This window comes from Agromyces bracchium (genome assembly GCF_009709675.1).
In the GTDB taxonomy this organism is placed as follows: Bacteria; Actinomycetota; Actinomycetes; order Actinomycetales; family Microbacteriaceae; genus Agromyces; species Agromyces bracchium.
Genome location: NZ_WMLB01000003.1, coordinates 1 through 19,501 on the forward strand (window position 1 = coordinate 1; position 19,501 = coordinate 19,501).

The following is a 19,501-nucleotide window of genomic DNA, read 5'->3' on the forward strand; positions in this document are numbered from 1 at the left end:
GACGGGAATCGAACCCGCGCTGTCTGCTTGGGAAGCAGAAGTTATCCAGTAGTGATTCACTCGACTTCACTCGGGCTCACGAGGCCCGGAATCACGGGGGAGTGTGAACTCGAGTGAACCAACGTGTTCTCGATTTTGTGACTATTAAGTGACTACGAGCTCCGTCCAGCCTGCTTCGGGATCAGCGCGAACCGAGTTCGTTCCGGGCGGTCGACCGCCGGTCTCTCATCGCACGCTTCACCATAATGGCGAGGTCGATTGACCCGCCAACGGCACAGCGGCCGGATCGCGTCGGGGGGGCGTGCGAACGGATGGCGCGTTGGGAGCAGTCTGAGCCTCGCGGTTCCCTCGAGCTGTGGGAGGTGAGATTGAGATTGTGGCTGGGTCGCCCATCTCTCGCCGGTCAGCTGCTGTGCCGCCACTTCTTCCATGCGGATACAGCGATCCTTGGCACGCTCAGATGGCCCCATTGGAACGCCTTGACCAAGCCCCAGATGACCGCGGCCATCGCGGCCACCCAGGTGAGGTGCGGGCCGATGCTCATCCAGCCGACGGCGTGAACGATGTGGTTGTCGGCGTCGCTGATGATGCCCGTCGGCTGGTAACCGGCGCTGATGGAGCCGCCGGGCTCGACCCACCCGTCGAGACGGATGTCGGTCTTCGTAATGGTCTGATCGTCGGACACCCAGGTGCCGATGCTGCTGCAGCCTCGACGGGTCTCCTGGCAGTACTCCTCGGTGAAGGTTCCCCAGATGACCGGTTCCCGCGCGTCGATCGTGTTGATCACCGCAAGCGTGAGAAAGACCACGGCGAATGCACCGATCACCACGTAGGTCATGACTTGGCCGACGACCCGAAGCCTGCGCGATCGGGCGCTTCCGAGACGACCACGCCGGCTACTCGACATCACAGCGGCCGCCGTTCTGCGTACCGCCATTCCTCGTCCACCGAGTGATCCTACGGCCCCAACGAGACATGGCCGAACAGCGGTGCTCCGGGGTTGGCTCCCAATAGCTATCAACGCAATCGAAGGTGAGCGCTAGGTTGACCGCCGAGGGACCGGCTATCGGTCGGCGAGCGATCGCACGCAGAATGGGTCCGATGAACGAGAAGAGGCGCGCGCCGCTCGAAGAGTGTGATCTTGGTGGGATGACACGTGGCTGACCACTTCGAGGCTGACGACTTCTACACGGGTCCGCCTCTGCAGTCCGGCATGGTCGAATCGGCCGAGCGGCTCCTGGGAGTGCGACTCCCGCTCGCGTACACGGAACTGCTCCACCATAGGAATGGCGGCATTCCGCGGCGTCGTTGCTTCCCGACACACTTCCCGACTTCCTGGGCGCCGGACCACTTCGAGATCAGCGCGATTCGCGGAATCGGCGGTGAGTGGGGGATCGACTCGACAGGTGGGCTCGGGAGCACCGACTTGATCGCGGAGTGGGGCTACCCGGCAATCGGCGTGGTTCTCTGCGATATGCCCTCAGGCGGGCACGATGCCGTGATGCTGCGTTCGTCCTCGTCGTATACGCCCGCATGTCGTCCTCCGCCGACTCGTGACGGCGGTGGACTGACGGCCTCAGAGGCCGAGGAGTACGAGGTCCTCGGGTGGAGGCTCCGCTGCGGCGGCCGCGAACACCGCGAAGGCGCGCGCGACGATCTCGGCATCCTCGGGCGTCAAACGGCGGAGGACCTCGGAGATCTCGCTCCGACGCCGGTCGGTGACTTCCACGACGAGTTGCGCACCTTTCGGCGTGAGGTGGACCAGCACCTCACGCCTGCTGGTCGGGCTCGCTTCCCGCACCACCCATCCCTGCTGCTCCATCCGGTCCATCGAGCGGGTGAAGGTCGATGGCACGGAGCGGACGCGCTTGGCCAACTCCCCGATCCGCATCGGCCCGTTGCCGGCGAGGATAACCAACACCCGGAACTGCGGCAGGGTGACCAGATCGAGCGTCTCGGACAGGGAGCGGGCGACCAGGCCTAGGAGCGCGCGCGACGTGGTCAGGGTGGCCTCGACCGGGTCGCCCTGCAGTGCCCGCTCGATCCGTACCGGATCGTGGCCGGACTCGTGTTGCATGTCGGAAGTGTCGCACACCCCGGCGGCGACTGGACCGTGTCGCGTGCAAAACGCAACACTACGCATTGCACAACAGTTGCATTGATGCAATCATTGCGGTATCAACCCGCTGCCCTGACTGGTTCGCTGTTGCATCACCACGGGTAGGCGTCTGGAGATCGCGAATCACCTGGGCTTGGCCAGCGAGGAGTGATCGCTGATGCAACGTCCCGCAGAGTCCACCCGGACGACGGCACCAACCACAGTACGGATGAGAGCGGTCGTGCGTCACGACTACGGCGGCCCCGAGTCCTTGCAGCTCGCCGAAGCCGCCGTCCCGACCCCGACCGCGGGGCAGGTTCTCATCGAGGTCCGCGCTGCGGGATTGGATCGGGGCGCGTGGCACCTGATGGCGGGGCTGCCCTACCTGACCCGGCTGATGTTCGGTCTGCGGCGGCCGAGGCAACCGATTCTCGGGATGGAGGTCGCAGGAACCGTCGCCGCCGTCGGCGACGGCGTGTCCCGATTCGCCGTCGGTGACGACGTGTTCGGAACCGCCGACGGCAGCTTCGCCGAGTTCGCCGTCGCCGACGCGGCGAAGCTCGCCCTGAAGCCGGCGTCGGTCGATGTCGAGGGCGCCGCGGTCGTCGCCGTCTCTGGTCTGACGGCGCTGCAGGCGGTTCAGGACGTCGGCGAGGTTCAGGCGGGGCAACGCGTGCTCGTGATCGGCGCCTCGGGCGGTGTCGGCAGCTTCGCCGTGCAGATCGCCGCGCACGCGGGGGCGGCGGTCACCGGTGTCGCCAGCGGAGCCAAGGCCGACTTCGTCAGGTCGCTGGGCGCGACCGACGTGATCGACTACACGAGCACCGACATCACCGCGACGACCGATCGATTCGATCTCATCATCGACACGAACGGACGGCGCAAGGTGCGGCTGCTGCAACGCATCCTCACCCCCACGGGCACGCTCGTCATCGTGGGCGGCGAGGACGGCGGGAAGCTCACCGGCGGCATCCAGCGACAACTCGGCGCGCCGATCCGGTCACTGTCCACCCGCCGCCGCCTCACCTTCTTCATCTCGACCGCGAACCCTGCCCGGATGGAGCAACTCGCACACCTCCTCGAGGACGGAGTCATCACCCCTGCGGTGGGCGCCCGGTATTCGCTGGGTGAGGCGCGTCGTGCGATGACCGACCTACTCGCGGGCCGGATCGCCGGCAAAGCCGTCATCCGGATCCCCGACGCCGCCTGACATCCAGATCGGAACGAACCCATGACTGCTACCACCATGACCCGCGCCATCGACGACACGACGTCCAGGACCGCCGCACGCACCGCCGGCATCGGCTACCTGGCGATCTTCGTCCTGGCGATCTTCGCCAACTTCCTCGTCCGGCAGACGATGATCGATCCCACTGACGCCGCGGGCACGGCGACCAACGTGTCCGAGTCCGAGCTCCTCTTCCGATCGGGCATCGCCGCGTTCGTGGTGATCTTCCTCGTCGACGTCCCCGTGGCATGGGCCCTGTACGTGGTCTTCCGCCCCGGCGGTGCATTGCGATCGCTGCTGGCCGCGTGGTTCCGGATCGTCTACACCGTCTTCCTCGGCGTCGCCGCGGTGTTCCTGTTCCTCGGCCTGCAGCTGGTGACCGATCCCGCGGGCGAAGCGGGGAATGCCGACGCCGGGATGCTGATGTTCGAGGGCTTCAACTACACCTGGCTGGTCGGACTGATCGCGTTCGGGGTGCACCTGATCCTGCTCGGCCGACTCATCGTGAAGTCGGGACTCGCCCCGAAATGGATCGGATGGGCGCTGACTATCGCCGGGGTCGCCTACGGGATCGACACGCTCGCCTACACGTTGCTGCCCAACTACGCATCGATCGCCGGCGTCATGCTCGCCCTCGTCGCCATCCCGTCGGTCATCGCCGAACTGTCGTTCATGGTCTGGCTGCTGCTGACCGGGTTCAAGCGATCGCCGTCGACCGCATCATGACCGGGGCCCCCATGCTGGGCCTGCTCGCCGTCCTCACGCTCGGGCTCAGCGGGGCGTCGCCCGCGAGTGCCCCCGACAACACGTCGATCGACGCGTTCATCGCGCAGGAGATGCCGGTCGCCGGAGTGCCGGGACTTGCGTATGCCGTCGTGGAAGACGGCGAGGTCTCCGCCGTCGGCGCACACGGCGTGGTCCGAGCCGGCAGTGACGTCGACGTGACAACGGACACGCCCTTCCTTAGCGGCTCGATCTCCAAGAGCTTCACCGCGCTCGCTGTGATGCAGCTCGTCGAGGCAGGCTCCATCGGGTTGGACGAGCGGTTGTCGCGGCACCTCGCCGACTTCGACGGCCAGCCCGCCGGCGACATCACCATCCGGGAACTGCTGAGCCACACCAGCGGATACTCCACCCTCCAGGGCAACGCCTCCCACACCGATACGGGCGGCGGGACGGATGAACTCGCACGGATCGTCGACGCACTCGCCGCGGTGGCGCCCGCTCACGCCCCCGGCGAGCGGTGGGAGTACTCGAACACGAACTACCAGATCCTCGGCCGCGTGATCGAGGTCGCCAGCGGCGAGGAGTACCAGGCGTACGTCGAGGAGAACCTCCTCGACCCCATCGGCATGATCGACAGTTTCGTCGCCGACGGCGGCACCTACGACACCATGGCCACCGGTCACCGGCCTTGGTTCTGGACCAAGCTCCCGCTCAGCGAGAACACCACCGACCGAACCACCGCGCCGCAGGGCGGAATCATCGCGAGCGCCACCGATCTCGCCCGATACCTGCAGACGATGATGAACGGCGAAGACGACATCCTCACCGCCGAGAACAAGGCGCTGATGATGCGCCCCGCCAGCACCGCGTCGCCGTTTTACGGCCTCGGCTGGTTCATCGACTCGGACAACGGGACCGTCTGGCACTCCGGGGCGACCCCGGGCAACGAAACGCTCGCCACGATGATGCCGACCGAGAACCGGGCCGTCGTCGTGCTGGTCAACGGAGGAAGCGGCATGGGGTTCGGGGAGACCACCGAACTCCGCAACGGCATCACCGCCCGAGCGCTCGACCTCGAGTACGACGGTGAAGGGTCGCGGTGGTTCCAGCAGATCACCTTCATCGCTCTGGTGCTCTCGCCGTTCGCGTATCTGTTCAGCATGATCTGGGCATGGCGCCGGCGCGAGCAGCTCCGCGCCAAGACGGGCTTCGCGGGGACCTTCAGCCTGTGGTTTCCGCTGCTCACCACCGTCGTCGCGGCCTGGGTGATCGTCAGCCTGGTCCCCGGCCTGCTCGGCTCCCCCATCGGCACCATCGCGCTGTTCCAACCCGATCTCGGCCTCGCCCTGATCGCCACCGCCATCATGGGGGTGCTGTGGGCCGTCTTCCGGCTCGGGGTGGCATACACCGGCCGATCATCACGACAACGGCGTGACGGCGCGAAGGCCGGGACCGAAGATCAGCCCGAGACCATCACCGACGCATCAGCCGCCGTCGACGGCGCCGAGCCTCACGAGGTCATCGGACGCGCCCGCCCGTAAGCCGGCCCCGAAGCCAGCGCAGACTTGGCGATTCTTCGAAGTCCACGGTTCGGCGTCGAACGACCCCCTGCGCCGACGCTCGTCGCGCAGCGATTGCCCGTTTCCCATCGCCTGGAGGTGGAAGAGAACGCCAACCAAACGGCGCCTCACCCGCACGCGACGCCCCCAAGCGTGCACCGACCGCACAGGGATCCCCGGCGAGCAGATTGAGTCACGGGGCTTGAACCCGAAACTCACTCCGCGGAGGGATCCTCTCCGGCCGCGATCCGGCGTCGAGTTCTCTGGGCCGCGTACGGTCGAGGTGTGATGGGCTACGAGCGACCCGCGCTCCCGGCGGGTGTGTATGTCGATGAGGATGGCACTCCGATCGAGTACGGCAACCGGTGGGGCGTGAACGGGCCTCCTGAGGACGCCTACTCGCGCACCAGCAACCTCGATCGCTTCGCGGGCCTGCACACGGTCGCGCATGCGTTGATCGAGTGGCTGCGGAGTGTGTTCGATGTCGACGTCGACGCTGGCCCGCACGTGGCAGCGGATCTGCTTCTCCGACCCGACGATCCGGTTCACTCGGTGCGGTTGACGCCCAGGTCGGCCGAGTCTGCGCCGCTGACGTTCGTGCTGACCTCGTTCCCGGGCGTCTACCTGCACGCGGGGGCGCTGCACGATTTCCACTTCCCGGTGTGCGGGTGCGATGCGTGTGATGACGACGTCCGTTCCCTCGCCGAAGAGCTGGAGTGGACGGTGCGGACGGTCGTCACCGGCCACTACGGCGAGTCCGTGAACCCACGTGCGAGCGGCTGGCTCGGGTACCGCTTGGAAGAACCCGGCGTCCGCACCAGCTCGGGTCAGTCTCGAACGGACGAAGTCTCGGTCGAGCGCCTCGAACGCGCCCGCCACCTCGTTCCCGCTGATGGGCTGTGGCGCCCGTGGCCTGCGCTGGCGCGCTGACCAATCTTCGATCACTCAATCGTCTGCTGCCGGCGACGGCGGCGGACCGAACCTTCGCACCGAGCTCGTCACGCGGTCGGTGAACCAGTGCTCGAGCCGGTGATCACGACGGTGTTGTTAGCTCCGCTGAGGCGAGGATTCGCTCGAATTTGTGACCATTAAGTGACTACGAGAGCGATTTCGCAATCTAGAGTCGCGGCTCCGTTGGAGTCGAAATCCCTGATCAGCGCCGCGAATCTATCGAGGTGCGTCCGCGTGGACTGTTTCCGTGCCATATGTGGGATTGCGCGCCTGCTACCGGAGCACAGAAAGGGCCTCTGATCAGGCGATTTGCGAAGAGCCGATGACGGGAATCGAACCCGCGCTGTCTGCTTGGGAAGCAGAAGTTCTACCATTGAACTACATCGGCATGCGGCATCCGATGACGCCGCGGACACCATCGTAGCAAGGCGCGGGCACCCCCTCGGTAGGCTGACCTCGTGCTTCTCTCGGATCGCGACATCAGGGCCGAACTCGACCGCGAGCGCATCCGGCTCGACCCGTACGACCCCGCGATGATCCAGCCGTCGTCGATCGACGTGCGCCTCGACCGGTACTTCCGGCTGTTCGACAACCACAAGTACCCGTTCATCGACCCGGCGGAGGACCAGCCCGAGCTCACGCACCTCATCGACGTGCGGCCCGACGAGGCGTTCGTGCTGCACCCGGGCGAGTTCGTCCTGGCATCGACGTTCGAGGCCGTGACCCTGCCCGACGACGTCGCCGCGCGCCTCGAGGGCAAGAGCTCGCTCGGCCGACTGGGCCTGCTGACCCACTCCACGGCGGGTTTCATCGACCCCGGCTTCACCGGTCACGTCACGCTCGAGCTGAGCAACGTCGCGACGCTGCCGATCAAGCTCTGGCCGGGCATGAAGATCGGCCAGCTGTGCTTCTTCCGCCTGTCGTCGCCGAGCGAGCGTCCGTACGGGTCGCCCGCCTACGCGAGCAGGTACCAGGGCCAGCGCGGCCCGACGGCGTCGCGGTCGTTCCAGAACTTCAGCCGGGCGGATGTCGGCGTGACCGACGCCGGCGCCGCCGGAGCGTAGCGCGCGTGAGCGACCTCGTCCTCGCCCATGACTACCTCGTCCAGATGGGCGGTGCGGAGCGCGTCGTCGCCGAGTGGGCGGCGGGATTCGGGGCGTCGCGAGTCGTCACGCTCGCCTACCGCCCCGAGACGACGTTCGAGGCGTTCCGCGACCTCGACGTGCAGGCGAGCATGCCGACCGCGCTGGCCGGCCAGGTCGAGCGGATGCTTCCGGCGCTGCCGGCGATCGCCGCCCGGACGACGGTCTCGGGTGGCGATGTCGCCCTCGCGTCGTCGAGCGGCTGGGCGCACCGGTTCCGCTACGAGATGCCGTACGTCGTCTACGTGCACAGCCCGGCGCGGTGGCTGTACGCCGCCGACGACTACCGGCTGCGGCTGAGCGCCGTGCGGCGCGCCGGGCTCGCGGTCAGCACGCCGATCCTCCGCCGCGGCGACGCCGAGGCGATGGCCCGGGCGACCGCGATCGTCGCCAACTCCGAAGTGACCCGTGAGCGAATCCGCGACGCCTACGGCCTCGACTCGACCGTCGTGCATCCTCCTGTCGAGCCGGTGGCGACGGATGCCGCGGCCCCCGCCCGCGACCTCCCCGACGCGTTCGCCGTGGTGGTCGCTCGAGACCGCGGCTACAAGAACGTGCGCCTCGCCGTCGACGCCGCTCGTGAGGCGGGACTGGCGATCGCCGTCGTCGGCGCGGGGTCCGAGACGCTCGACGATCCCGAGGCGGGCGTCCACGGGCTCGGACGCCTCAGCGACGCCGAGCTCTGCTGGGTCTACCGGGAGGCGGCCGTGGTCATCGGCGCGGGTCGGGAGGACTTCGGCCTCACGGTGCTCGAGGCGGCACTCGAGGGCACTCCCGCCGCCACGTCCGCGGCTGGTGGGTACCTCGAGACGGTGAAGCCCGGCGTGAGCGGCGCGCTCGCGGCATCCGCCACCGTCGCCGATCTCGCGGAGGCGATCAGGCTCGCGCGCGGTGCCGACCCGACCGCGGTGCGGGACTGGGGGAGCACCTTCCGCAGGGATGCGCATGTCGCGGGCATCGAGCGGGTCATCGACCTCGCGCTGAGAACGACGTAGGCGACCAGCTCCGATCGGAGGAACGGTCGAGTGGGTACTGTAGCGGCATGACGACCGAGCCCGCCGCGCCCCGACCCCGCTGGCGGCGGGTTCTCGGGAGCTTCTGGGGCCAGTTGCTGCTCGCCTTCCTCGTCGTCGGCCTGATCCTGACCTTCCTCGCGAAGCCGTACGTGGTGCCGTCGGGCTCGATGCTCGAGACCCTCGAGCCGGGGGATCGGATCCTCGTGAACCGGATCGCCTTCCTGGGATCCGAGCCGGTCACCGGCGACATCATCGTGTTCGACGCCGACGATGCGTGGGACGTCCCCGCCTCGGCACCGACCGATCCGATCCGAACGGCGTTGCGCTGGGTCGGTGAGGTCACCGGCTTCGGCCCGTCAGGGCCGCACACGCTCGTGAAGCGGGTGATCGGATCCTCGGGTGAGGTGGTCGCCTGCTGCGACGCGACGGGAGCGGTGCTGGTCGACGGCCGTCCCATCGACGAGCCCTACGTCTCCAACGACTTCGCATTCGAGGAGGGAACCCTCGACTGCACGACGACGCCGCGGTCCTCGCGCTGTTTCGACGAGGTCACTGTGCCCGACGAGTCCTACCTCGTGCTCGGGGACAATCGATCCGGCTCGCGGGATTCGGCCTACGCTTGTCGCTCTGCCGACGCGAGCGACGATTGCTGGCGATGGGCGTCGCACGCTGGGATCGTCGGCGAGGTGGCCGCCGTCCTCTGGCCGATCCCACGTTGGGGGGCGCTCGGCTAGGATCGGGCCGCAACGGGCGCCATCGCGCGAGAGGATGAACGCATGGATCTGCGCGAGACGGTTCGATGACCACGGCACATCGCGCCTCCCCCGAGCATCTCGACGTGACGGCGATCGGCGTCACGGTGCGCATCCACTTCGCGCCGGACGTGCCCGAGGGAACGCGCACGCGAGTCGCCGAAGCCTGGGCGGACGCGGTAGTGGACGCCGAGGGCGCCGACGCAGCCGTCGAGGTCGATTCGGATACCCCGATCGAATCGATGCTCGAACGGCTCTCGGTCCGCGTCACGCTCGCGGCGCTCGCACACCAGCGGGGCGAGTTGATCATGATGCACGCCGCAGGTGTCGCGATGGACGACGGCCGCGTGGTCGCGTTCGTCGGTCCGTCCGGCCGTGGGAAGACGACCCTGAGCGCCACCCTCGGGGCGCACTTCGGCTACGTCTCCGACGAGACCGTTGCGGTCGACCGCGACCTCACCGTGCACGCGTACCGCAAGCCGCTTTCGAAGGTGCGCTCGAACGGCCCGAAGGAACAGGTCGCGCCGCGTCGCGCCGGGCTGATGGACCTGCCGGTCGCACCGCTGAGACTCGCGGCGCTCGTCCTGCTCGATCGTCAGCCGGACGTCTCCGCACCCGAGCTGACGCGGGTTCCGGTGATCGACGCCATCGCCGAGCTGGTTCCGCAGTTGAGCTATGTCACCGACTTCGAGGCTCCATTGCAGCGTCTCGCAGCACTGTGCGACGCCGTCGGCGGCGTCTGGCGTGTGACCTATGGTGAGGCGGCGACGGTGGTTCCTCTGATCCCGGAGCTGTTCAGCGCACCGCCGGGTGCCGCTCGCTCATGGAGGCCGCTCGAGCCTGCCCAGGGCGAAACCTGGACGAGTACGACCGACTTCCGGTGGGGGCCGGTTTCCGACGCCATCGCCGCCGACGGAAGCGTTGCGGTCATGAGCGACGGCGTGCTTCGCGTGCTCGCGGGCATCGCTCCTTCGATCTGGCTGGGCATCGGGAGGGGTTCGACGTTCGAGCAGCTCGTGACGCAGACGATCGCGGAATTCGGCCACCCGCCCGCAGGGGACGCCTCAGGTCTGGTCGGCGGGGTGATCGATGAGCTGCTCAGCGCCGGACTGGTCGTTCGAGGAGATCGATCGGGTCGAGCGGCAGTCTGACACCGGGGCTCAGTCATCGAGGCTGCCCGTGACGCCCGTTGGTCCGACGAGCTCGACGAACTGGGCCACACGTCGCTGGCACGGAAAACGCTCGGCCGGAGTGTCCGGCCGAGCGTCTTCCGTTGGTACGCGAAACTCAGGCGGCGCAGCGGCCGTCCGTGCAGTCGGAGATGTCGCTCGTGGGGATCTTGTCGTCGACGATGGGGGTGCCGCCATCGACGGTGTAGGTGATCTCGAGGAAGTTACCGCTGTTGGTGCTGTTGAACAGGTACTGGCCCGTCTCGGTTCCCGCGGTGAAGCAGATCGGGAAGGTGACGCCCGGGCCCGGGGTGAACACCGAGCCGTTGGCCTTCTCGACGTTCGTGACGCAGATCTCGGACGTCGTGTCGGGACAGACCGTGCCGTCGGTCGTGAAGGTGAGGTAGTAGCCCCACGGGTCCCCGGTCGACTGCCCGGGGCACTTGCATGCGTTCTGGCCGATGATGACGTTGGGGATACAGCTCGCGGCGGCGGTGGGTGCGTTGACGGCGACGGCGACAGCGGGAACTGCCCAAGCCATCGCCTTCGTGACGGTCCGGCGGCTGACGCCGGGCAGTTCAGAGTTCTGGGTCTCGGTCATGGCCTCTGGTCCTTCGACGAGTGTGCTGTGAGGTTCGTGTGATATGGGTAACGCTCGTGAATGCTATCGCATGCTGAGGAATGCGCAACACTCGTCGGAGCCCCCACGTACGGGGGTCAGAATCGTTGCCGAAGGAGTTCCCGGACGCCACGGATCGGACGATTGAGGAACTCGTAGAAGACGTCGCGACGCGTCGGTGGGCGGCCGAGCTGGTGTTCGAGGTGGGTTCGGTTGACCAGGGGGGCGCGGAGGACGAGCGCGACGCGAGCACTCAAGCTCTGCTCCGCCAGGATCCGCCCCCACCACTCCTCGACGCGACCACCGCCCTCGGTGACGGCCTTCCAGAGCTTGAACTCGCGGGCTCCTCGGTGAGCGTCGAGCCGGCCGAACGCCGCATCGAACGCCAGACGAGCGTCGAGCACGTCGACTTCACGCTCGATCTCGTTCCGGCGTTCCGAGTCGGCGTCGGACCATGCGCCATCGAGCTCCGAGCGCTGGCGCGAGCGTGCGGCGTTGAGGATTGCGATGACCGCCTGAGAAGTCAGGTCCGGTGCGGCGCAGCTCACGCCGGAGACGTCGACTGCGCCACGTGATGACCACAGCCGGTCGAACGCCTGCTCGGGCGGGATGCCGATGCCGGGAAACGATCGGTGCACGTCGAGGTAGCCCCACGTGTCGTGCAGGTAGGTCTGGGCGTGGCCGAAGGGAGAGCCGCCGACGAACGTGCTGTAGATCCGCCAACCTCGCGCGCGAAGCGCGGTGTCGAGCGCGTCGATCTGTCCGGGATCAACCAAGATGTCGATGTCGGTGCCCGGTGATGCGTTCTTTCGGATCGAGCGGTCGACGGTGTCCCCCTTGATGTGGAGGAGGCGGACGCCGACCTGCCCGGCGAGCGTCTGCACCGCTGCCCTGCCGAGATGGAGACGCACGGCATGAGGCACCGTCGCCGACGCGGAATCGGCGTCGACGTTCACGCCGACGCCCCGTCGACGATGGAGTCGGGTGCCGGCATCGCTAGGCCGACTCGGCTGCCGCGCGGGTGGACGACCGCTTCCGGCTCTCGCCCTTCACGTACTCCTGCACGTAGGCCGCGGAGGCGTAGGGCGACGCGTCGCCGCCCTTCCTCGGCACCTTGTTCAGTACGAGCCCGAGTGCGCGGCCGTTCGCCTTGTGGACGGCGTCGAGCGCCTTCTCGACGAAGTCGTAGTTGGTCTTCCCGACGCCGACGACGAGCAGGGCCCCGTCGGCCTGTTGCGTGAGCACGGCACCGTCGGTCACTGCGAGCAGCGGCGGCGCGTCGATGATGACGGTGGCGTGCTTCGCCAGATCCTCGAGGAGCTGGCGCATTCGCGCGGACCCGAGCACCTCGCTCGGGTTCGGCGGGATCGTCCCGGCCGCGAGCACGAGCAGGTGCGGGTCGTGCGGTGTCCGTTGGAGCACGTCGGCGACCGCCGCACGCCCGGTCAGGACATCGCTCAGGCCGGCCCCTCCCGGCAGTTCGAGGTTGGTCGCCACCGTCGGCCGGCGGAGGTCGCCGTCGACCAGGACGACCGGCTCGCCGCTGCGGGCCAGAGTGAGCGCGAGGTTGCAGGCGATGGTCGACTTGCCATCACCCGGCAACGGGCTGGAGACGACGATCTTGCGCGGCGGGTTGTCGACATCCATGAAGCGGAGGTTCGTGCGAAGTGATCGCAGAGCCTCGGCAACCGGGAAGGCGCGCTCTCCGGCGGTATCGGTCAGGAGCTTGCTCGCGCCTGTGAGGGCGTTCGACGACGGGATCACTCCCATGACCGGGACATGGAGCTTCGACTCGACGTCGTCGGTCGCCCTGACGCGCCGGTCGGATGCGGTGCGGGTCAGGGCGAACGCGATGCCGGCGCCGAGACCGAGAACGCCGCCGACGATGAGGGCCGTTCGGGTGTCCGGGAAGACCGGAACGGTCGGAACGGTGGCCGCGGCGGCGGCGTAGATGCTGATCTCGGTCGGGGTGTCCTCGCCGTCGACGACTGCCACGGTCGCGGCGAGCGCGTCGATCCATGCTTGAGCGAGGGCCGCGGCTTCCTGCGGAGTGCTCGCCTGAGCCGTGAACCGGATGATGGCGGTGCTCTGCGGGTTCTCGACCGTGATCCTCGAGGCGACCGATGCGGGGCTTTCGGTGAGCCCCAGATCGTCGATGACGCGCTCCGCCACTTCCTCCCACCCGGCCATGTCGATCAGGGTCGGCACCTTCAAGCGGGCGGAGCTGTCATCGTTCAGGAGCTGACCGTTCTCGTATTCGGTCTTCGCCTGCACGACACCACTCGCGGTCGCCTCGTAGACCGGGGTCTGCAAGAGCGACCAGCCGTACGCGGTGCCGATGCCGAGCAGGGTCATCAGGGCGATGGCCAGCCAGTGGCGACGCAATCCGCGAAGGTAGTCGCGCAGCTCCATGCCGCCCCCTCGAGGTGTCAGCGTCCGTCGGCCGAGCGGCCGACGGCTCTATCGTATGGCAGCGTAAACGACCGGCCCCGTGGATCGGTCGGTGGAGCGAGTCCGGCGGCATCGGTGTCGGATGGATTCGACGAGCGTTGCAGGGCCATGGCACCGAGGCAGATCCCGGCGATGACGAAGGGCACCGACGTCTGTACGCCGGCCCAGAAGAGGTCGAACTGGGCTTGGACGATCCGGCTGAGCACCGCCGCGAGGGCGAGCGTGCCGTAGGCCTTGTCGACCCGCCACAGTACGACCGTGAATCCGATCCACATCGTGATGAACGCCGCCAGTCCGACCAAACCGGCGGAGGCGGCCACCTCGAGCTCGGCCTGGGGCGGTTGGTAGGGCAGCGTCGGGTCGACGTACCAGAACCGCAGGCCGTGTCCGAAGATCGGGGCGTGCTTCCAGTACGCATAGACCTCGCGGAACCACTCCAGTCGCTGGAACGTCGAATTGTGCTGGTTCTGCGATTCGACCTGTTCGAGCACCATCGACACCGTGAGCCAGATCGCCGGCACCGCGAGTGCCAGCAGCAGCCTCGACTGGCCGCCGCGGCGAACCAGGATCACGATGGCTGCGACGACGAGTCCGATCCACGCCTGCCGCGACTGGCTCATCGCGATCGCGATGAGCAGAAGCCAGAGCGCCGGGCGCGTCCACCGCGTCGACAGGCCGGCCCACGGGGGGTGCACGTACGCGATCAGTGCGACGAATGCGAGCGCGGTGCCGACGAAGTTCTTGTGCATCGGCCACGGGATGTCGGGGTAGACCGGGCCGAAATTCCCACCCGCGTACTGGAGGACTCCGGTGATGATCGTGCCCGCGGCGAGCACGCACCCGGCGGCGATCATCGCGGTGAACGCCCATCTGGCGTAGCCCGCGCGCCCGATCGCCCAGCCGACCACGAGGGCGCCGGAGATCAGCAGCCAGGCGTGGAACCATTCGACGGTGTTCTGCACGAACGGGTTCACGATCACGGTGAAGAGCGTCGCGAACTGGTACCCGAGGTTGAACCACAGCATCGCCCGGAGTTCGCGACTGTAGGGCCGATGGCCGAGCAGCACGGCCGTGCCGAACGCGGCGGCCAGCGCGACGTCCGAAGCCGAGACGTCGCTGCCGCCGAAACCGGCCCGTTGGGCGACGAAGAGCGCGGGCATCGCCATGAGCGCGATCGCGAGCGGCTTCGACGTGGTGACGACGACACCGACGATGAGCGCGGCGATCGCGATGCCCGTGACGAGTGCACCTTCGCCGGCGCGATCGAGGAGGACGTAGGTGGCGACCACCGTGCCGATGGCCAGAAGCGACCAGCGCCAGAGCGCCGCCCACCAGTCGGCGGCGCGCTCGCGGAATCGGACCGGAGGGGCATCCGCGCGCATCAGGTCGCCTCCTCGACGAGCAGCCCACGGGCGACGAGGTCGTCGAGGAATGCATCAACGTGGGATGCGATGTCCTCGGCGGGGCCGGCCACCTGGCCGATGACACGGTCGACGAGGTACTCACGGTCGCCCTGCGTCGCCTCGGTGAAGATCAACGCCGCGACGCCGTCCAGCACGAGGATCGGCCCATCGGGCAACGGTGCGAGGTAGATCGCATCTCCGGATGCCTCGAGGCCGACGTCCGCCGCGAGCGCGTACCGCATCAGCCCGGCGACGCCTCGCCCGGCGGACGCTCGCCGTGCAGGCTCTCGTAGATGTCGCCGACGAACGAGACGACCGCCTGTTCTCCCTGCGCGGGACCGCCGGCCAGCATCCCGTCGACGCCGAGCAGCACCGCTGCCGGCGTTCCCCAGTCTGCGATCGAGGCCCGCACGTTGCTGTCCCAATCGTGCAGCGACTGCGGGTGCGTGACCTCGGTGAGCTTGCTCTCCTCCGGCCCCGGCGCGAGCAGGAGACGAACGTCGAGTTCGGGCAGGAGCGCTCGGAACTCGGGGACGCGCTCGACGACGGCCAGGCATGGAGCGCAGGTCTCGGAGAGCGCGAGAAGAAGCATCGGTCGGGTGCGCGAGAGCTTCCGCAGGTTCGACGGAGTGCCATCACCGAGGATGACCGGGATCGCGGGCGTCCTCGTGCGGATGTAGTCGAGCGGCTCGTCGGCGGTCTCATGCGTTCCGATCACCGTCGTGCTCGCGTCCACGGTCGGACTCGGGTCGGTGATTTCCCGCTCCGGGGTGCGCCAGACGATGAGCGCGGACGTGAACGCGGCCGCGGCGAGTGCCACGAGCCAGACCCAATCGGCGCCGAGGGCGACGAGCGCACCGCCGACGAGGGGCGCCGCCCAGAGCGTGGCCGCAGCGACGAGGGCGAGGAGCAGCAGCCACGCGTTGCGGAGCAACGTCACCCCGGTGACCGGCGCCGATTCGCCGAAGCATGCGCAGGTGGCATCCTCGCCGGTCTGCCTGGCCTTCGACCAGGCTTTGCCGACCAGCCAGGTGTACGCGGCCATCAGCACGGCGCAGACGAGCGCGGCGAGCGCGCCGAGCAGTCCGCCGAGGAGGGCCAGCGCGAGACCGAGCAGAAGTTCGCCCCACGGGTGCAGCCGCAGCAGCCATCCTCGACGGAACGCGGCCGGGACGCCCAGCTCGGCCCACCCTGCGAGGTCGTCCGGTCGGCGTAGCTTGCCCACGGCGCTGGCGATCATGACCGCGGCGAGGATGAGCGCGGGGGCGGCGATGAGAGCGGTCGGCACGGGATGATCCTACAGAGGCCCCCCGTATACACTCAGTCTTTCGCGGGTCCGGTCGGGGCTCGGCCGCAGCGACGAGGGAACGATGGGAAAACGAGCACAGGGGGGCGAAGGGCTCTTCTCCCAGTTGCGGCGACTGCTCGCGACCGCCGGTGCGCACCCCGCCGCCTGGGTTGCGACGACCGTGATGGCTTCGCTCGTGCTCGCCGGGCTCGACACCCTGGGCGTTGCCGCGATGGTGCCGCTCACCCAGCTCATCGGCGGGGCCGAAGCCGACACGGGCGCGCTCGCCGTCATCTCGGACGTCGTCGGCACGACCGATCCCACGGTGCTCATCCCGATCGTGGCCGCCGCGGTGGCCGTGCTGTTCGTGGTGAAGAGCGTCGCATCGCTCATCTTCCGCTGGCAGTTGCTCGGCCGCACCACGCGGGTGTCCGCGGACGCCGCATCGGCACTGCTCCGCGGCTACGTGCTCGCGCCGTACGCCGCGCACCGCGCTCGTCGGCTGCGCGAAATCTACCGGAGCGTCAGCGACTCCGTGACGCAGGCGACGTCCGTGCTGCTCTCCGTCGTCAGCATCTGCACCGACGTCGCCGTGCTGATCGCGATCACGGTCGTGCTCGCGGTCACCGACCCGGTGGTCACGATCGTGACCGTCGTCGTGTTCGGCATCTTCGTGCTCGGGCTGCAGCGCCTGCTGCGTCGCAGGCAGACCCGCCTCGGTGAGGAGGCCGCGGAGGTCAGCCTCGAGGCGTGGCAGTACCTGTTGCCGAGCCTCGACGGATTCCGGGAGGCTCGTCTCAGCTCGCGCGGGGAGGACTTCGTCGCGGGCTACCGGAGGGCGCGGTTGCGCGGGGCGCGCCTCGGTCGCGACATGGGGCTCATCAGCGACATCCCGCGGTACACGCTCGAGATCGGATTCGTCGTCGCGATCGCCGGCATCTCCATCTACCTGTTCAACGTCGGAACCGCGGCGCAGGCGCTCGTCGTGCTCGGCGTGTTCGCCGCGGCCGCGCTTCGTGCGCTGCCGACGCTCACGCGCGTGTCATCGAACATCGCCACGCTGCGGACGGGGCAGGCGGGCCTGCGCATCTTCCTCGCCGCGGCCGACGAGGTGCGGACCGGTGGACAGCATGACGAGCGGCCGCGCGACGAGACCCGGTATCGGGGCGATCTCGTCCTCGAGGGCGTCCAGTTCCGCTACCCCGACGCGGACGTGCCGGTGCTCGACGGCCTGTCGCTCCGGATTCCGCAGAATACCACGATCGCGTTCGTGGGCTCGAGCGGCGCGGGGAAGAGCACCCTCATCGACCTGGTGCTCGGGTTGCTGCAGCCGACCCGTGGGTCGATCGAGTGCGGGGGCCGGCCCATCGCCGACGACCTCGCCGGCTGGTACGCCGGGCTGGGCGTCGTGCCGCAGGACGTGTTCCTCTTCAACGACACGGTTGCGGCGAACGTGTCGTTCGAGGTCGAACCCGACCGCATCGACCTCGATCGCGTCCGCGAGGCCCTCGCGATGGCGCAGCTCGAGGACATCGTCGGATCGATGCCCGACGGGGTGCAGACGGTCGTCGGCGAACGCGGGGTCCGCCTCTCGGGCGGTCAGCGCCAGCGTCTGGGGATCGCGCGTGCGCTCTATCGTCGCCCGAACGTGCTGGTGCTCGATGAGGCGACCTCCGCACTCGACAACGCGACCGAGCACCAGATCTCCGAGACGCTCGCGAAGCTGGGCGGCACCATGACGATCCTGATCGTGGCGCACCGGTTGTCGACCGTCCGGCATGCCGACACGTTGGTGTTCCTCAAGGACGGTCGCATCGAGGCGCAGGGGGCGTTCGACCAGGTGCGCGCGACGAACGCCGAGTTCGCCCGGCTCGTCGAGCTCGGCCGACTCGACTGACCAGATCTCGGATCAGCCGTCGAGTTCCGGCGCTCTGACGTCGAGGACGTCGCGCAACCTGCGCCAGGCCCACGCCCAGTCATGCGACGTCGCCCAGTCGCGACCGGCACGGCCCACACGACGGCGCAGCTCGGGATCATCGAGCAGTCGTCGAATCGCAGCGGCGAGTTCGACCGGGTCGTCGGGTGGGACGAGCAGCCCGGCAGGGCCGGCTGCCTCCGGTATCCCACCCACACGGCTCGCCACGACCGGGATTCCGGTTGCGAGGCCCTCCCCGACGGTCAGGCCACTCGGTTCGGCCCATCGAGAGGGAACGCAGAGCACGTCGGCGGTGCGGAGCAGTGCGGGCAGCGCGGTTCGATCGACGAAAGGACGGAACTCCACGCGGGGACCCGACATCGCCGCGAGCGTGCGCAAGTCGGACTCGTACTCGGTGAGCGGGGCGCCCGGATCGAATCCCCCGCTGCCGACGACGACGACCTCGAGTTCGGACGGTCCGAACCCCGCGACCGCCCGCAACAGCGTGTCGACGCCCTTGGCCGGCACGACGCGGCCCACGAACATCACTCGCATCGGCCGCTCGTCCGAGTGCCCCGCGAAGGGGGTGAACCTGGCGACGTCGACGGCATTCCCGACGACGTGCACCTTGCCCTCGTTCCCTCGCCCGACCAGGTCACGGGTGCGCGCGGCGAGGTCTCCGCTGACGCACACGATCGCGTGGGCCGGGGCGAGCGTTCTCGCTGCCTCGCGTCGGGAGTAGGTGCGCAGCAACTCGTTGTGCGCGTAGAGCACGACCCGATGGTCGGTGTCGCGCAGCAGCCAGGGCAGCTGCGGCGCGTTGTGCGCGAGCACGGTCGACGGGGGCTCCGAACGGAGCGCGGCGACGAGGGGGCGGAAGTAGGCCGCCGCGCCGAGACGGGGCAGTGCGAGTCGACCGAGCGCCGGATCGAGGTACTGGCGCGCCCTTACCGAGACGTGGCGGCCGGAGTACTCGATGACGTCGGCGCTGTCGTATCGGGGCCGGAACGTCGAGCGCTCGATGACGACGGCGTGCCGTTCGTCGCCGCACGCGCTCGCCGCCCGTGCGAGGCCGTCGACCACGGTCGGGATCGCGGATCCGGTGCGCGGGGAGAAGTGATCCCACGGCGTGATCGTGTGGATGACCCGGGTCATGTCGTGACGACGCGCACCAGCGACGCGCT

18 protein-coding genes, 2 tRNA genes and 1 pseudogene are annotated in these 19,501 nt (G+C 68.6%); 10 read left to right on the plus strand and 11 right to left on the minus strand.

Annotated elements, in window-relative coordinates; genetic code table 11:
* Window positions 1–71 (minus strand) — tRNA-Gly (locus tag GJ743_RS00690).
* 332 nt (window positions 72–403) lie between these two features.
* Window positions 404–838, minus strand: coding sequence for a hypothetical protein (locus tag GJ743_RS00695; RefSeq protein WP_155050024.1), 435 nt, complete (start codon window positions 836–838; stop codon window positions 404–406).
* 375 nt (window positions 839–1,213) lie between these two features.
* Between GJ743_RS00695 and GJ743_RS20330 the strand changes: the two are divergent.
* Window positions 1,214–1,495: pseudogene (locus GJ743_RS20330) on the plus strand (SMI1/KNR4 family protein); the annotation flags it as partial.
* Window positions 1,496–1,576: 81 nt separating this feature from the next.
* Here GJ743_RS20330 and GJ743_RS00705 read toward each other — a convergent pair.
* Window positions 1,577–2,077: a MarR family transcriptional regulator gene (locus tag GJ743_RS00705; protein WP_196216861.1), complete on the minus strand. Its 501-nt coding sequence runs from the start codon at window positions 2,075–2,077 to the stop codon at window positions 1,577–1,579.
* Between the two features lie 262 nt (window positions 2,078–2,339).
* Between GJ743_RS00705 and GJ743_RS00710 the strand changes: the two genes are divergently transcribed.
* The 4 genes from GJ743_RS00710 to GJ743_RS00725 all read left to right on the plus strand — a co-directional run bounded on the left by GJ743_RS00710 (window position 2,340) and on the right by GJ743_RS00725 (window position 6,541).
* Window positions 2,340–3,308 carry an NAD(P)-dependent alcohol dehydrogenase gene (locus GJ743_RS00710; RefSeq protein WP_328288663.1) on the plus strand — a complete coding sequence of 323 codons (969 nt, stop codon included), beginning with the start codon at window positions 2,340–2,342 and terminating at the stop codon, window positions 3,306–3,308.
* A 21-nt stretch (window positions 3,309–3,329) separates the two neighbouring features.
* Window positions 3,330–4,052 (plus strand): DUF4386 domain-containing protein, encoded by a 723-nt coding sequence (locus GJ743_RS00715; protein WP_155050027.1) that lies wholly within the window; start codon window positions 3,330–3,332, stop codon window positions 4,050–4,052.
* 11 nt (window positions 4,053–4,063) lie between these two features.
* Window positions 4,064–5,593 (plus strand): serine hydrolase domain-containing protein, encoded by a 1,530-nt coding sequence (locus tag GJ743_RS00720; RefSeq protein ID WP_155050112.1) that lies wholly within the window; start codon window positions 4,064–4,066, stop codon window positions 5,591–5,593.
* Between the two features lie 306 nt (window positions 5,594–5,899).
* Window positions 5,900–6,541, plus strand: a complete 642-nt coding sequence (locus GJ743_RS00725; RefSeq protein ID WP_230386255.1) for a DUF6226 family protein — start codon at window positions 5,900–5,902, stop codon at window positions 6,539–6,541.
* Between the two features lie 338 nt (window positions 6,542–6,879).
* On the opposite strand, the gene GJ743_RS00730 is transcribed toward GJ743_RS00725, so the two are convergent.
* A tRNA-Gly gene (locus GJ743_RS00730) sits at window positions 6,880–6,950 on the minus strand.
* 70 nt (window positions 6,951–7,020) lie between these two features.
* Between GJ743_RS00730 and dcd the strand changes: the two genes are divergently transcribed.
* From dcd to GJ743_RS00750, 4 genes are all read left to right on the plus strand, one after another.
* Window positions 7,021–7,626 carry a dCTP deaminase gene (gene dcd / locus GJ743_RS00735; RefSeq protein WP_328288664.1) on the plus strand — a complete coding sequence of 202 codons (606 nt, stop codon included), beginning with the start codon at window positions 7,021–7,023 and terminating at the stop codon, window positions 7,624–7,626.
* 5 nt (window positions 7,627–7,631) lie between these two features.
* Window positions 7,632–8,699, plus strand: a complete 1,068-nt coding sequence (locus GJ743_RS00740; protein ID WP_155050029.1) for a glycosyltransferase — start codon at window positions 7,632–7,634, stop codon at window positions 8,697–8,699.
* Between the two features lie 47 nt (window positions 8,700–8,746).
* A complete protein-coding gene (gene lepB, locus GJ743_RS00745; protein ID WP_155050030.1) occupies window positions 8,747–9,454 on the plus strand; it encodes a signal peptidase I in 708 nt (235 codons plus the stop codon).
* Between the two features lie 365 nt (window positions 9,455–9,819).
* Window positions 9,820–10,623 (plus strand): hypothetical protein, encoded by an 804-nt coding sequence (locus GJ743_RS00750; protein ID WP_155050031.1) that lies wholly within the window; start codon window positions 9,820–9,822, stop codon window positions 10,621–10,623.
* A 136-nt stretch (window positions 10,624–10,759) separates the two neighbouring features.
* Here the strand turns inward: GJ743_RS00750 and GJ743_RS00755 are convergent, their stop codons facing one another.
* From GJ743_RS00755 to GJ743_RS00780, 6 genes are all read right to left on the minus strand, one after another.
* Window positions 10,760–11,242 carry a hypothetical protein gene (locus GJ743_RS00755; RefSeq protein ID WP_155050032.1) on the minus strand — a complete coding sequence of 161 codons (483 nt, stop codon included), beginning with the start codon at window positions 11,240–11,242 and terminating at the stop codon, window positions 10,760–10,762.
* A 116-nt stretch (window positions 11,243–11,358) separates the two neighbouring features.
* On the minus strand, window positions 11,359–12,216 hold the full coding sequence (locus GJ743_RS00760) for a nucleotidyltransferase family protein (protein ID WP_155050033.1): 858 nt from the start codon (window positions 12,214–12,216) through the stop codon (window positions 11,359–11,361).
* Between the two features lie 40 nt (window positions 12,217–12,256).
* On the minus strand, window positions 12,257–13,672 hold the full coding sequence (locus GJ743_RS00765) for a polysaccharide biosynthesis tyrosine autokinase (protein WP_155050034.1): 1,416 nt from the start codon (window positions 13,670–13,672) through the stop codon (window positions 12,257–12,259).
* 17 nt (window positions 13,673–13,689) lie between these two features.
* A complete protein-coding gene (locus tag GJ743_RS00770; protein WP_155050035.1) occupies window positions 13,690–15,093 on the minus strand; it encodes an O-antigen ligase family protein in 1,404 nt (467 codons plus the stop codon).
* On the minus strand, window positions 15,093–15,356 hold the full coding sequence (locus tag GJ743_RS00775) for a PqqD family peptide modification chaperone (RefSeq protein WP_155050036.1): 264 nt from the start codon (window positions 15,354–15,356) through the stop codon (window positions 15,093–15,095). The genes GJ743_RS00770 and GJ743_RS00775 overlap by 1 nt, the downstream gene beginning before the upstream one ends.
* Window positions 15,356–16,402, minus strand: coding sequence for a MauE/DoxX family redox-associated membrane protein (locus GJ743_RS00780; protein ID WP_155050037.1), 1,047 nt, complete (start codon window positions 16,400–16,402; stop codon window positions 15,356–15,358). Before GJ743_RS00780 ends, GJ743_RS00775 begins: the two co-directional genes overlap by 1 nt.
* A gap of 82 nt (window positions 16,403–16,484) precedes the next feature.
* Here GJ743_RS00780 and GJ743_RS00785 point away from each other — a divergent pair, with 82 nt between their 5' ends.
* Window positions 16,485–18,299 (plus strand): ABC transporter ATP-binding protein, encoded by a 1,815-nt coding sequence (locus GJ743_RS00785; protein ID WP_155050038.1) that lies wholly within the window; start codon window positions 16,485–16,487, stop codon window positions 18,297–18,299.
* A gap of 12 nt (window positions 18,300–18,311) precedes the next feature.
* On the opposite strand, the gene GJ743_RS00790 is transcribed toward GJ743_RS00785, so the two are convergent.
* Complete coding sequence (locus tag GJ743_RS00790; RefSeq protein ID WP_155050039.1) at window positions 18,312–19,472, minus strand: glycosyltransferase family 4 protein; 1,161 nt, start codon at window positions 19,470–19,472, stop codon at window positions 18,312–18,314.
* Between the last annotated feature and the right edge of the window lie 29 nt (window positions 19,473–19,501).